This window comes from Aquitalea aquatilis (assembly GCF_005155025.1).
Taxonomy (GTDB): Bacteria; Pseudomonadota; Gammaproteobacteria; order Burkholderiales; family Chromobacteriaceae; genus Aquitalea; species Aquitalea aquatilis.
Map to the genome: position 1 here is coordinate 2,219,467 of NZ_CP039731.1, position 12,400 is coordinate 2,231,866.

Annotated in this window: 10 protein-coding genes and 3 tRNA genes; 5 read left to right on the top strand and 8 right to left on the bottom strand. The window is 52.2% G+C overall.

The window, feature by feature from the left end:
• Positions 1-17: 17 nt before the first annotated feature.
• Both katG and FAZ30_RS10450 read right to left on the bottom strand, forming a co-directional pair.
• The gene (katG, locus tag FAZ30_RS10445) at positions 18-2,192 is read right to left on the bottom strand and encodes a catalase/peroxidase HPI (RefSeq protein WP_124642688.1); all 2,175 of its coding nucleotides are present in this window, start codon (positions 2,190-2,192) and stop codon (positions 18-20) included.
• Positions 2,193-2,704: 512 nt separating this feature from the next.
• A complete protein-coding gene (locus FAZ30_RS10450; RefSeq protein WP_124642685.1) occupies positions 2,705-3,700 on the bottom strand; it encodes a recombination-associated protein RdgC in 996 nt (331 codons plus the stop codon).
• 93 nt (positions 3,701-3,793) lie between these two features.
• Here FAZ30_RS10450 and FAZ30_RS10455 point away from each other — a divergent pair.
• The 3 genes from FAZ30_RS10455 (at position 3,794) to FAZ30_RS10465 (ending at position 4,163) form a co-directional block, all read left to right on the top strand.
• A tRNA-Pro gene (locus tag FAZ30_RS10455) sits at positions 3,794-3,870 on the top strand.
• A gap of 79 nt (positions 3,871-3,949) precedes the next feature.
• A tRNA-Pro gene (locus FAZ30_RS10460) sits at positions 3,950-4,026 on the top strand.
• 61 nt (positions 4,027-4,087) lie between these two features.
• A tRNA-Thr gene (locus FAZ30_RS10465) sits at positions 4,088-4,163 on the top strand.
• Between the two features lie 328 nt (positions 4,164-4,491).
• Here FAZ30_RS10465 and FAZ30_RS10470 read toward each other — a convergent pair.
• From FAZ30_RS10470 to FAZ30_RS10500, 6 genes are all read right to left on the bottom strand, one after another.
• Positions 4,492-4,998 (bottom strand): hypothetical protein, encoded by a 507-nt coding sequence (locus tag FAZ30_RS10470; RefSeq protein ID WP_137009378.1) that lies wholly within the window; start codon positions 4,996-4,998, stop codon positions 4,492-4,494.
• Between the two features lie 197 nt (positions 4,999-5,195).
• The gene (locus FAZ30_RS10475) at positions 5,196-5,663 is read right to left on the bottom strand and encodes a helix-turn-helix domain-containing protein (protein ID WP_137009379.1); all 468 of its coding nucleotides are present in this window, start codon (positions 5,661-5,663) and stop codon (positions 5,196-5,198) included.
• Positions 5,644-6,024, bottom strand: coding sequence for a hypothetical protein (locus FAZ30_RS10480; RefSeq protein ID WP_137009380.1), 381 nt, complete (start codon positions 6,022-6,024; stop codon positions 5,644-5,646). The genes FAZ30_RS10475 and FAZ30_RS10480 overlap by 20 nt, the downstream gene beginning before the upstream one ends.
• A 326-nt stretch (positions 6,025-6,350) precedes the next feature.
• Positions 6,351-7,133, bottom strand: coding sequence for a hypothetical protein (locus FAZ30_RS10490; RefSeq protein WP_137009382.1), 783 nt, complete (start codon positions 7,131-7,133; stop codon positions 6,351-6,353).
• A gap of 24 nt (positions 7,134-7,157) precedes the next feature.
• Positions 7,158-8,504, bottom strand: coding sequence for a tyrosine-type recombinase/integrase (locus FAZ30_RS10495; RefSeq protein WP_137009383.1), 1,347 nt, complete (start codon positions 8,502-8,504; stop codon positions 7,158-7,160).
• Between the two features lie 402 nt (positions 8,505-8,906).
• Positions 8,907-9,920, bottom strand: coding sequence for a LysR family transcriptional regulator (locus tag FAZ30_RS10500; protein ID WP_124642683.1), 1,014 nt, complete (start codon positions 9,918-9,920; stop codon positions 8,907-8,909).
• A gap of 26 nt (positions 9,921-9,946) precedes the next feature.
• Here FAZ30_RS10500 and FAZ30_RS10505 point away from each other — a divergent pair, with 26 nt between their 5' ends.
• Complete coding sequence (locus FAZ30_RS10505; protein ID WP_158613559.1) at positions 9,947-11,191, top strand: NAD(P)/FAD-dependent oxidoreductase; 1,245 nt, start codon at positions 9,947-9,949, stop codon at positions 11,189-11,191.
• Positions 11,192-11,205: 14 nt separating this feature from the next.
• Entirely contained in the window at positions 11,206-12,315 is a 1,110-nt protein-coding gene (locus FAZ30_RS10510) for a polyamine ABC transporter substrate-binding protein (RefSeq protein ID WP_124642679.1), read from the top strand.
• Positions 12,316-12,400: the final 85 nt, after the last annotated feature.

Below are 12,400 nucleotides of genomic sequence, written 5' to 3' on the forward strand. Positions count from 1 at the left end.
GCTAAGCGCCAGGGCTATCAGTTCAGATCAAAGCGATCTGCATTCATCACCTTGGTCCAGGCCGCGACGAAGTCCTGGACGAATTTCTCCTGGCCATCATCTTGTGCATACACCTCGGCGTAAGCACGCAGCACCGAGTTGGAACCGAATACCAGATCGACACGGCTTGCTGTCCACTTGACTGCGCCGCTCTGGCGATCGCGCAGCTCGTAAAGATTGTGCGCGGCCGGCTTCCAGGTATTGGCCATATCAGTCAGATTGACAAAGAAATCATTCGTCAGCTGACCAACACGGTTGGTGAACACGCCATGCTGGCTGCCGCCGTGATTGCTACCCAACACACGCAGGCCACCCACCAGAACGGTCATCTCGCAGGCTGTCAGGCGCATCAGCTGGGCACGGTCGAGCAGCATTTCTTCTGCGCTGACCACGAAATCCTGCTTCTGCCAGTTACGGAAACCATCGGCCACCGGTTCCAGCACATCAAAGGATTCGGCATCGGTCATCTCGGCCGTGGCATCACCACGACCCGGTGCGAATGGCACCGCTACGGCATGGCCTGCTGCCTTCGCTGCCTGTTCGATACCGACATTGCCGGCCAGAACAATCACGTCGGCCACGCTGGCTCCGGATTCGGCGGCGATTTTTTCCAATACCGCCAGCACCTTGGCGAGGCGGGCCGGTTCATTACCCGCCCAGTCCTTTTGCGGAGCCAGACGGATGCGTGCACCATTAGCACCGCCGCGCTTGTCAGAACCACGGAAGGTCCGGGCGCTGTCCCAGGCAGTGCTGACCATCTCGGCCAGGCTCAGGCCGCTGGCGGCAATCTTTGCCTTGACTGCGTCGATGTCGTAGTCGGTGCGGCCAGCCGGAACCGGATCTTGCCAAACCAGATCTTCCTGCGGCACATCGGGGCCGACATAGCGAGCCTTGGGGCCAAGGTCGCGGTGAGTCAGCTTGAACCAGGCACGGGCGAATACTTCAGAGAAGTAGGCCGGGTCCTTGTGGAAGCGCTCGGAAATCTTGCGATATTCCGGGTCTACCTTCATGGCCATGTCAGCATCGGTCATGATAGGCGTACAGCGGATGCTGGGGTCTTCCACATCCACCGGCTTGTCTTCTTCCTTGATGTCGATCGGCACCCATTGCCAGGCACCTGCCGGGCTCTTGGTAAGCGTCCATTCATGGCCCAGCAGCATGTCGAAGTAGCCGTTATCCCATTGTGTCGGGTGGGTGGTCCAGGCACCCTCGATACCGCTGGTCACGGTGTCGCGGCCAATGCCACGGCTGGTGTGATTCATCCAGCCCAGGCCCTGTTCTTCCAGCCCGGCACCTTCCGGCGCTGCACCCAGATTGGCGGCACTGCCGTTGCCATGGGTCTTGCCCACGGTATGGCCGCCTGCCGTCAGTGCTACGGTTTCTTCGTCGTTCATTGCCATGCGGGCAAAGGTGACGCGTACGTCGTGAGCGGTTTTCAGCGGGTCTGGCTGACCATTCACCCCTTCCGGGTTGACGTAAATCAGGCCCATCATGACAGCGGCCAGCGGATTTTCCAGGTCGCGCTCTCCGGAGTAGCGGCTGCCTTCGCCACCGCTAGGGGCAAGCCATTCCTTTTCCGAACCCCAGTAGATGTCCTTCTCGGGTGCCCAGATGTCTTCACGACCGAAAGCGAAGCCATAGGGCTTGAGGCCCATGGACTCATAAGCCATGGTGCCGGCGAGAATCATCAGATCGGCCCAACTGATCTTGTTGCCGTATTTTTTCTTGATCGGCCACAGCAGGCGGCGTGCCTTGTCGAGGTTGGCATTGTCCGGCCAGGAGTTGAGCGGAGCAAAGCGCTGGTTGCCGGTACCGGCACCACCACGGCCATCGGCGATGCGATAGCTGCCGGCAGAGTGCCAGGCCATGCGGATCATCAGCCCGCCATAATGGCCCCAGTCAGCCGGCCACCAGTCCTGGCTGTCTGTCATCAATGCCTTGATGTCATTTTTCAGTGCTGCAACATCAAGCTTTTTGAGTTCTTCGCGATAGCTGAAACCACTGCCCAGCGGATTGGTCTTGCTGTCGTGCTGGTGCAGGATGTCCAGGTTCAGGGATTTGGGCCACCAGTCCATATTGGACATGCTTGCCTGGGTCATCCCGCCATGCATGACCGGGCACTTGCCTGCAGAACTTGCGTTGTTGTTCGCCATCACTTGCTCCTGTTGCGTGGGTTGTGAGTTGTTGCGGGCGTTTTCCCCGCTAACAGATAAGGGTTTTCAAGAATCCAGTGCAACGGATGGTGTCCGCTTGCACTTTCAAGGCAGAGTCCGGCGAAGAGTCACCAGAGGCTTTGCACCTGATAGCACTATTGCAGGCCGGCAAATGCGGCCAGCATGTCGAGCAGGACTTCCTGCCATGTCTGATTGTTTTGCATGACGTTCTCCCGGTGTACTGGATTGATAGCCTAATTTGTACTGCATCACCTGTTCTTTGTTACTGGGATAATTCCGTAATATTGGCAAGAAAAATCCTATCCAATAGCTGGACAGCGTATTGGGCCACCGGTTCAAGCCTTTGCTACCTGCCCAATAGCAAGGTGATGGGATGAGTATGGTTGTTGTTGATAGTTTTGTTAAATTGATTGTTATTAATCGATTGTTAGTTTTGTGCTATCAAAAAAAAAGAGCCCGCAGGCTCTTGGTCAATCTCGTGGTGTCTGGGCTCAGTCCCAGGGCAGCTTCTCATCGCTGCCATCCTCTACTGGCACAGCAACTTGCCGGGTTGGTGCTGGTGCTGAAGTAGTCTCTGGCGATGCCTGGCTGTCTTCCAGGCCTCCCAGTGCTTCAATCAAGGCCTCTACCAGTTCGCCCAGTTCTTCACTCATCAGGGTGAATGTCGCTTCAAACAGGCTTTCCCGGTCATCGCCGGCCTGGCTGGCTTCTTCCTGCAGAACATCCAGAAACTGGATGCGCTTGAGTTGCAGGGTATCGGTCAGCATGAAACGAACCTTCTCCTGCCAGATCAGGCCGACGCGGGTCACCTGCTTGCCGGTGGCGATATGCTGGCGGATTTCTTCCGCAGTCAGATCCATGCGCGTGCAGCGAATGACTGCACCGTTTTCGCTGCCATCCTTCAATTCGCAGTCGGCATCCAGCTCGAAGCCATAAGGTGCCTCGCCAGCAGCCAGCCAGTCCGTCATCGCCGTATGCGGGGCCAGTTTGGTGCGGGGCAGGGCAGCCGGGAAGGGCGGCAAGGCCTCACGCAGTTTGGAAACCAGCGCTTCGGCCTTACTGGCGGTACCCGAATCCACCATCATCCAGCCGCGGCGGCAATCAAGATAAGCAGTCGTACGGTGGGTGCGAACAAAGGCACGTGGCAGCAGATCATCGGTAACCTGTTCCTTCAGCGCCAGCTTTTCCTTGCGGCCAACCTTGCGTAGCTCCTTCTCTTCGATCTCCTGCACCTTCTGTTCGACAAAATCGCGGATCACGCCAGCGGGCAATACCTTGTCTTCCCGTTTGAGTGACAGCAGCTGACATTCGCGGGCGGAGAATACCGGGCTGTCCAGGTGTGAAGCCGGTGCTACCCAACCCTCACTAAACCAATCCAGCCCGCCGCAATGCTGAAAGGGGCTTTTCTCCAGCGCGGCGGCCAGCTTGTCGGTTTCATGGATGGATTCGGAAGTCAGGCGATAAAAAGATAGTTGCTTAAACCACATAATTGTTCCATAATGCGCGTCCTCTGATGCCGCTGATTGTAACCCGGAAACGGGCCGCGCAGCAGACAACAGATTGCAGATATTAGTGGGAAGCGGAGTGTAGCTTAGCCTGGTAGAGCGCTACGTTCGGGACGTAGAGGCCGGAGGTTCGAATCCTCTCACTCCGACCAAAAATATTGCAAAAGTATTGTGAAATACTTGGATTTGAGTTAAATTGCTGTTCTCGCGCTGATGCACGAAAACACAAATCGGAGTGTAGCTTAGCCTGGTAGAGCGCTACGTTCGGGACGTAGAGGCCGGAGGTTCGAATCCTCTCACTCCGACCAGATTCAAAAAAGCCTTGAATTTCTTCATAAGAGACTCAAGGCTTTTTTACCAAGTTGGTTCGCCGGTATAGCTCAGTTGGTAGAGCAGCGCATTCGTAATGCGAAGGTCGGGGGTTCGACTCCTCTTACCGGCACCATGTAAAACAAGCACTTAGGCCAATCCTTCGGGGTTGGCCTTTTTGTTTTCTGGTTTCATGTACTCGCTATGTACTTGCCAGCGTGCAACGGTGGCTATCTGGGTGTCCATGCATGGTGTTGAATTGTGCCGTCCGCAGGATATATCCATGACTGAAAGCGTATATATACCGTAAACAGGGCAAGAGTCGGCTGGGTGCATCTGTACTGCCGTATGGATGCATCCAACGGCGGTGTATGCATCCCCAAAGCAGCTTTATTTGCAGATAGCTGACAAAAGAAAAAAGCCCGCATTGCACGGGCTTGTGTTTGAAGTACATCCCAAGGCTGCTACGGCAGCATGTCTACCGGGAACCAAGCCTCAGCAAAACCTGAGCTGACATATCTTTGCAGTGCGGCTTCCCGTTCAAGAAGTCTCATCCGTTCTGTATCGTTGGTGCTGGGCGATATGGAGGGTAGCAACTTGGCAATCTGTTCTGCATCAAGTCCGGCATCACGGAGCTTTTCTGCTTTCTCTGTATGTGCTTGCTCCTCAAGCTGTGCTTTTCGTTCAAGCTGTGCCAGTTGGGACGGAAGCGACATGAGTAGGGCTACTGCTGTTCGGGCCTGCGGCGTGTTTGCGTTGTCTTGGCGTTCTTTGCGAGCCAAGATGCTTTCCTCCCTCATTGTCTGCCGTGCGGTTTGCACGCTTGCCATCATTGCTTTGGCCGTGTCGGTAGGGTTCGACGATTGACGTATCTGCTGGAGTAAGTCGCAATCGCCGCCTTCTGCAACAAGTAATGCTTGTTCATTGAGAATCGCAGCAGCTAGTTTTCTTGCAGTGTAATCAGTGTTCATTCTGTGTCCTCTATACGCGTTATAAAATTCCCGCGCATTTTTGTCTGGCCCCTCGTTTCTTGACCACAAGATGGCAACCTCTAGAGGGTGTACGCCAGACGTACCAAAGATTGTGTAAAAACTACCGCCATTAACCCGCCAAGCGTGGCAAAGCTTGCTTTGCCTGAGATTCATTGCCCCGCCTTGCGTGTCAAAGTTCAATCGTTTGCCACGTGTGGCGGGGCACGGGATTTTTTATCAGGTATCAGTGCGGCTTGTTTTCTCCAGTACCCAAGAGGGCCTACGGTCGGTTTTATATCAAGCGGCTTCCCCGGCACGTGGTCGTCAATACGAAAAAATGAAAAGCCAAAAAGATTGCAAATTCTGCGTCCACCTTGTCTTGTGCGTACTACCCATCCTTCAGTCTCAAGCTCATTCAGGGCCTTGGCGAGGGTGTCCTTACTTCGCCAGCCGCGTTTCTGCATGAGTGTCCAGCTTGCTGACAAATAACCATTCCTACCCATGTGATGCTGTGCAGCCATATCCATCATCAACTTGACTGCAAATGGGCTGAGTGTGGCGAACTCGTCTGATTCGAGAACACACTTTGGCAGTGCAAAGAAACTGCCAGGTTCACGCCCTTGCTTCGCTTGGCGTAATGCAGATTTATTTGTGCGGCGACTCATGGCTATTGGCTTTCCAGATTGCGACTTGCCGCCGACCCATTGGTGTTAAGAAGTAACGGCCACGAAGGCATTTTCTACCATCCCGGTCTATAAATTCTTCTTTTAGGCAGACCCAGCTAAGTCCTTTTCTTTGAAGTTCAGCCATCAGTTCGGGGCCATTCGAGCATCCTGCAATTTTGTCGACCTGCTCACGAAGGAGTCCTTCATTCTTTAGTAGGGCTTCAATTACCCGCTGGTGTCGCGGGTTGCTCGTTCCAGTAAAAGCTGGGGTTGAAAGCTCGAATAATTCGCCTTGGCGCAGTAGAATTGCCGGTGTGAGTGTGGCGCTCGTCTTTGCTTTGGCAGGGCGGGCGTTTTTCATTGTGGAGCCACTCCGCTTATGAGCATTGAAATATCAGATAAGCGCCAGCGGAGTTTTCCAGCCACACGGACAGGACGGATTGGGCCGGTGTCATAGCAGGCCCAGCGGCGGAGGGTTTGTGGTTTGAAGCGCAGGAGTGCTGCTGCTTCATGCGTGGCTAGTAATGTGCAGTTTGAAGCAGTGCAGGGTTTTGTGTTGGTATCCATGTTATTTCCGTATCGCTACGTTGCAGCGTGTTAATTACGGCATGGATATTTCCAGCTATTTTAAAATAGTGTCTTTCCCCTTGGGAATGGGAAGTTAGTTGGGAGTCTAGGTGGGAACTTTCAAGTTTTGGGAATGGAGCCATCTCTTTTCATGTCTGAGATGGCGTTGGAAAACGTCTTCAGTCCGACTGGTTTTTTGGATGGCTTTCCATTAGCCATTACCCAATAGAATTCATCCTCATTTCCATTTTGTTTGAAGGTGCCTTCTGTGTCATTTTCTTTGAGCCACTGCAAAATTTTCCTTGCAATAGGTTCATTATTGTCATGGGCTTTTAACATTGAGTTCCAGTTTTTTATTAGAGCTTCTCTCCAAGCAATTTTTCCTTTTGGATTGGCTATGGGGTTGGTGGTGCTGCTATCGTTTTGTAAGTTATCCTGAGGTGCTATATTTTTATTATCAAATGTTGTGTCGATGTGATTGTGTGCTGTGGCAGCCTTTTTAATCCAATTTTCAAAATCTACGCGTGAAATGTATACTTGATTCATACATTTTTCTTTGTTACGTAGTATTGCCCGTCCGTATGGTGTCTTGATTTGGTGCTGGAGCCACTCCCCCAAGAGGGTGTAGTTAAATCCAAGCCTCGGGTGAGGCTTGGTTATTTCTTTTTGATGCCAAATTTCCGCACAAATTTCACTCTTGCGGATAGCCGTCAAAATTTTATCTTCCAGTGCATCCATCTGGCTTATTTGTTTTTCAATGTATTCAATCCACTCGCCATCATCATTTTCCTCTAGCATCATATCTAGTAGTTGACCAAGTGTGCTGAATTGGATGAAATCCCTTGTGGGCCCGTCTTGTTGTATATTGGCCGTTTGAGCATTCATGCTATCTGTTGAACTCATGTTCATTCCTTTACTAAATTTAAATTAAGCAATTAGTCGTAAACCAGAGCTGATTCTTTCTGTGTGGGGTTGTTCGATTTCAGCCTGTTCCAAAATGAATGCTTCTATCTTGGTGTGCCACATGCGTAGCAGGTCTAGCGGGCGGCGTCGATAGTGCTTTTCAGCAATCGCACTGGGCTTGTGGCCTTGAATCTGTGCGACAACACCAGCGGGACACTCTACCCACTCGGCCAATGTGCCAAACGAACGGCGCAGGCCATGCAAGCTGACATGAGGTAGTCCAGCAGCATCGAGGGCGCGGGTGTGGGCTTTGGTGGGTTCCATCAGTCTGCCTTCTGCTGCGGTGGGGCTTGAGAATACCCATTCATTACGGCGGGGCAGGGCGGCTAGTAGCTGGCTGGTGTATGGGGTCAGCGGTATGACGCGCTCTCCCTCAATTTTGTCTTTGATGGTCAGGCTGGCCCACTGGAAATCGACGTTCTCCCAGCGTAGTCCGGCCAGTTCCTCGCGTCTTGCTCCGGACAAAAGCAGGGCTTGCAGATAGGCCGCAATAACCGGGTTTGATAACTGCCGCATGGCGGCAAACCATGTGGCGAGTTGTTCCCGTTGCAAGCAATCGTCCTTGCTCTGGCTTGCGGGCAAGTGTTCTTTCACACGCTGGGCTGTGCATACGTTGGCATCTACCAATCCCGCGTAGCTGTCACTTTCTGCCATCCATGCCACAAAGGCGCGTAGTAGACGATAAGCATGTGCAGCGACTGCTGGGCGTTCCGCTGCCTCATCATTGAGCCAGCTTGCGACTGTCTTGTCGGATAGCTCTGATATGGGCAATGCCATGAGTGGGTGCAGTGGCCCTGCTACGGTCTTACCCTTGCCGCGTTGTTTTGTCTCGCCACCGGCTGCTGCCAGATTGATATGGTCGGCAAGGTAACGGGCAGAGCGCGGTCGCTTGGTCTTGGCGCTGACTGTGGTTTGTAAGTGATGCAGGTAGTCTGCCCATGCATCAGCTACCGTCGCAGACTTGCGCTTGGCCTCTGCTTGTTTCTGTTCGGCTTCTGCTTTTCTGTCCTGTTTTTCTTGGCGTGGGTCTATTCCGGCATCACACAGTGACTGTAGGCGACGGGCTTCCTTGCGGGCGCTGTTGTCATTGCTTCTCGCAGGTGCGTCCAGTCGCCATGATTTTACGTCACCAATCGTCATGCGGAATTGCTTGCCGTGAACGTAGCCTTGAAAAATGAATGACTTTGCCCCGTTGGAGGTTGTGCGCAGACCCAAGCCTGGGGCTTCTGTGTCGTAGTCGAAGGATGAGGTCTTGCCAGCAGGGCAGTTTGCATCTGCTATGCGGTCAATCGTGAATTTGAAGGTTGCCATTTCAGGTCACAAGTACAAATACAGAGTCCATGTACTTGCAGTGTACTTGTAAATCGTCAATTTGTATCAACGCATGTCAACCTGAACTACTGGCTGAATTTCATTATATTGCTGAAAATAAAGAAAAATATTGAATTTATGGATATGGGTCAACACAGAGAAACAGCAAGAAAGTCGTATTCGTAATGCGAAGGTCGGGGGTTCGACTCCTCTTACCGGCACCATGTAAGTCAAGCAATTAAGCCAGCTCTCCGGAGCTGGCTTTTTGCTTTTCTGTCGCTTGTAAGACTGGCGAGGGGAATTTTCTCGCGGTGTCGAGGTGCTTACCAGTCAGGACGAAGTATCTACATAAAACAGAGGCAGTTCAGTCTACCTGTACCGCGATGGTGCAATCTAGCCGACCTATTGGCATAAGTGCTGATGTAGCCATTGTTTGACTACTGGCGCATGTGGATGCGCGGCTCCACTTTTCTTGAAGCTTAATACGTAGACATTATTGGTTGCCAATTCTGCCGCGATAGGTATCAGCAGACGTTTGCTGTCCAATAAAGGTTGTACTAGCTGCTTGTCTACCATGGCGATACCCACTCCACGCACAGCGGCCTCGATGGCCAGCTCATCGAGATTAAAGAAAATATGTGTTTGGGATATATCCAGCGACCAGCCATGCGCTAAGGTCCAGCGTTCCCAATCGATGCCATTGAGCGAGCCATGCAGTAGCGTGTAGCCAGAAAGCTGATCCATATTTTGCGGAGGTACTTTTCCAGCAACACATTGTGGATGGCAGACCGGGATCAGGCACTCTTCAAATAACAGCAAATCCTCCTGGCTAAGTGCTGACTTCTCTTTGTAGCTGACAAATGCATCATATTGAGCCAGATCGCCATAAACAAGGTCTGATTCTGTTTCTATCGTCAGACTCAGACCGGGATTATCAACGCAAAATTGTGGCAGCAATGGAAGAAGTATCTTCGCTGCTAAGGAAACATAAATCTTAAGGCGGAATGGCCTGCTTTTTCGTGAATAGCGTTTTTCAACATTACTTAATTCACGAAATATCAGTTCGGTGGATCTCAGTAATTCAATTCCCTCTGCTGTCAATTCCACTTTGCGCGCACTGCGATTGAACAATGTTACCGAATAATGTTCTTCAAGCAGTTGTATCTGGCGACTGACTGCACTTTGCGTAAGGTGCAGGCGTTCGGCTGCTTCCGTGAATGAGTTACACTCACTCAGCATCAAAAAGGTCTGTAGCGACTGGATGTTAGGTGGGCGTATGATCATGTGGATGAAATTCCGGAATGGCAGAATGAAAATAAATTGTTTGCTATGGCATCTTGCGATTTTTATACTTAAAAAATCAATAAAATCAAATGGCGAGATGAAAAATGGATCGGTGCGGATGGATAGAGACAAGTAATGGCATAAATAAACTGCCTACGTTGGGAAAAGATATTAAAACAGATTTTCTCATTGTGGGTGCTGGTTTTGCCGGAATTTCCTGTGCCATTAATTTGGCAAGGATCAATCCATCGCAGCGTATTGTGCTGGTAGAAAAAAACAGGCTGGGACAAGGTGCATCATCCCGTAATTCTGGTTTTGTTGTTTGCCATGAGAAGCCTGGTGATGGCGAATATATTAATCAAGCCGGATTTGAGCGATATCACCAGGAAACACAATTTGGTACTGCAGCCAGCCAACTGGTTGCCCAGTATGTAAAGCAATTTGATATCGATTGTGATTTTGATCAGTCCGGTTACTTCATCGGCGTGAGTGACAGCAGCAAGATGTCAGATCCAGCGCAGTTGCTGGCCACGCTCAAGGCGGCGGGAGCCCAGGTCTCGCTGCAGGAGGGGGATGCACTCGCAGCTCGGCTGGGGACCGACTTTTACAAGATAGCCGTCCACTGTGCAGGCGGCAATGCATTAATTCAGCCGGCCAAATACGTTCAGGGTCTGATTGCTGCACTACCTCCCAATGTGGAAGTGTACGAACAGGTCAATGTTCATGCCATCCGCGCCGTTGCTGGTAATGCCCTGGAGGTACGTGGCAATGGCCATTGCATCACTACGGATCGAGTCATTGTCTGTGCCGGTGCCTATCCAGGGCGTGCGGGTGTCAAATCAGCTCATATCTTGCCACTGGAGCTGACCGCCTCACTAACCCGCCCCCTCAGTCAGCAGGAGCTCAACGCCATGGATGCTCCCCAGCCCTGGGGCATTCTCTCCGCAGCCCTGACCGGAGCCACCGTCAGGTTGACACAGGATCGGCGGCTCATGATTCGCAACACACTGGAATACCGATGCCGCGATGTGTCTGCCGCAGAATTGCAAGCCAGGCAGAACGTGCATCTGGCGGGTCTGCAGCGGCGCTTTCCCTGGCTGGTCAAGCAGGATATCGCTTACACCTGGTCTGGCCACCTGAGTGGTACGCGCACCGGAAATCCCCTGTTTAAACAATGGGGAAACCAGATGTTTGCCGTATCTGGCTGCAATGGTTCCGGTATTGCTCGCGGTACGCTGTGGGGCAAGCTGCTGGCCGAGTATGCCTCTGGAGTATCCAGCGATCTGCTGCGCTATGCCGTGAAGCATGGCGAACCCGGCTGGCTGCCACCCCGTCCATTCCTCGATATCGGTGCCAGTTTGAAAATTGGCTACGAGCGCTTCAAATCAAGCAGTGAAATCTAACAAGGAGAGACAGCATGGAGAAATGGTTGAAACAGGCAGGCACGATGATGGCGACTTCCGGTCTGCTGGTCATCGCACTGCAGAGCGCACCGGCAACTGCTGAAACGCTGAACGTGTATAACTGGTCCGATTACATTGCCAAAGATACCGTACCCAATTTCGAAAAGCAGCAAGGTGTAAAAGTCCGTTACGACAACTACGACAGTAACTCCACCCTGGAAGCCAAGCTGATGGTTGGCAACTCTGGCTATGACCTGGTGGTGCCCACCACCAATTTCATGGCACGGCAAATCAAAGCCGGCATCTACCAGAAGCTGGACAAGAGCAAGATCGACAACCTGAAACACCTTGATCCCACTTTGATGAAGCTGATTGAAGGGGCTGATCCTGGCAATCAGTATGGTGTGCCCTGGGCCTATGTCACGATCGGCATCGGTTATAACAGCCAGAAGGTCGCTCAAGCCTTGGGAAATGGCGCTAAAGTCGATTCGTGGGAGGTGCTGTTCAATCCGAAACTGGCCGCAAAGGTAGGGAAATGTGGACTGTCCGTCGTGGATGAACCCGTGAATGTGTTTGCAGCGGCCTTGCAATACATGCATCGCAATCCGAGCAGTACCAATCCCAAGGACTATGAAGATGCCTATGCCTTGCTGAAGCAGGTTCGTCCCTACATTACCCAGTTCAATACCTCCGGCTATATCAACGACCTGGCAAATGGGGATGTCTGTGTCGCCATGGGCTTTTCCGGTGACGTCTACATTGCCAGCAAACGAGCCCGTGAAGCTAAAAGACCGTACACGGTTGGTTTTTCCAATGCCAAGGAAGGCGGCTTGCTGGCCTTTGACGTGATGGCAGTTCCCAAGAGTGCCAAGAACCCAGCGTTGGCAATGAAGTGGATAAACTATATTGAAGACCCCAAGGTGAATGCAGCCATCACCAATGAAATCTTCTATCCGACAGCCAACAAGGAAGCCCGTAAATACGTGAACCCGGTTTTGCTTGCAGATCCCATTCTCTATCCGCCTGAGTCTGAGCTCAAACGCATGGCGCTGATCAAGCCACTGCCGGAGGCCATCATGCAGCTGCAGAACCGCCTGTGGTCGCAGTTGAAGGTCAATAAGTGAAAATCATGCAGCGCAGAGAGAAGGCATTAATACGTGCTTGAACTGCTCGCTGCTTCATGGCTGTCCTCCTGAGAGGGGGCAGCCA